This is a genomic window from Pseudomonas sp. 43(2021), assembly GCF_017490805.1.
GTDB lineage: Bacteria > Pseudomonadota > Gammaproteobacteria > Pseudomonadales > Pseudomonadaceae > Aquipseudomonas.
The window spans coordinates 1-1243 of sequence record NZ_JAFGYJ010000081.1; the positions used below are offsets into that span (position 1 = coordinate 1).

Below are 1243 nucleotides of genomic sequence, written 5' to 3' on the forward strand. Positions count from 1 at the left end.
GACAATAACTTTGCTGAACAACTCGCGATGCCAGCGCCGATAACTGACCGGAACTTTCCACAACAACAAACACGGCAGGACACCCAGCAAGAGAATATAAGCAAACAACTTCAATGAGAGCAGATCACGCACTTCCGTGACGTTGGTCTCGGCAAAGTTGCGCAACATGCCGGCATCGATCATCACGCCATATTGGCTCATGAAATAAGCCACGCCGGCGCTGACTAAAAACAACAGGGTCAATAGTGGTTTAAGCAGTGGCCGGAAAGCGAATAATGTCAGGACTATGTTGAACGCGGCAAAGATCATCACGCCAAACGCAACGCGCATGGCGATGCCCTTGCCATCGGCGGCGGTGATCTCGAACAAATGTTGCCAAAGCACCAGATTGAAACCGAGCAACAAAAAGGCGCTGGCAAACAACGTCACCCATTCCGGGCGCACGGCTTTTAACTTCAACATGATGAGTGACTGTTCCTGAAAGAAGAGCCTCGTCGATTGTGAAAATTTCATTCACCGAGGCATGCCAAACTTTAGGCAGCCATGGATCAATTTTTCGTGAAAAAGATGCTAATGATTAGTTGCCTCGGAGTACGAACGTGAAAGTTTGCGAGTATTTGAGAATGGTTCAGGGTTTATTCAGTTTCAGGCACTTCGCAATGTCCTGTGGGAGCGAGCCTGCTCGCGAAAGCGCAGTGTCAGTCATGGATGATCTGGTTGACCTGACGCCTTCGCGAGCAGGCTCGCTCCCACAGGGATTGATGTGTTCCAGTTCTCAATGCATCTCGGTGAACGCGATTTTCACGCCGAGAGCAATCAGCACGGCACCCATGGTGCGGTCGAACCAATGGCCCATGCGGGCGAAGCCGGCGCGCACGCGTTGCTGGCTGAACAGCATCGCCACCAGACAGAACCAGATCGCCGTCGCCACCGCCAGGTAAACGCCGTAACCGGCCTGCACCGCCAGCGGCGTGTGCGGGTTGATCACCACGGTGAACAGCGAGAGGAAAAACAGCGTGGCTTTCGGGTTCAGGCCGTTGGTGACGAAGCCTGAGGTGAACGCGCCCCGCGCGGGGCGTACGCCGGTTTCCCGGTGCAAGTCATCAGTGTCGGTTTTCGCCGGTTGCGCGCGCAAGGCCTTGAAGCCGATGTACAGCAGGTAAGCCGCCGCCGCCCACTTCAGCGCGTTGAACAGCACGATCGACTGCGACACGATCAGACCGATGCCGAGCAACGAATAGCC

2 protein-coding genes are annotated in these 1243 nt (G+C 55.0%); both read right to left on the reverse strand.

Annotation, left to right across the window (positions count from 1 at the left end; genetic code table 11):
- The coding region (locus J5M71_RS25960; RefSeq protein ID WP_207838288.1) for a phosphoethanolamine transferase domain-containing protein at positions 1 to 462 on the reverse strand (462 nt) is incomplete at its 3' end.
- 313 nt (positions 463 to 775) lie between these two features.
- The coding region (locus J5M71_RS25965; RefSeq protein ID WP_207838291.1) for a LysE family transporter at positions 776 to 1243 on the reverse strand (468 nt) is incomplete at its 5' end.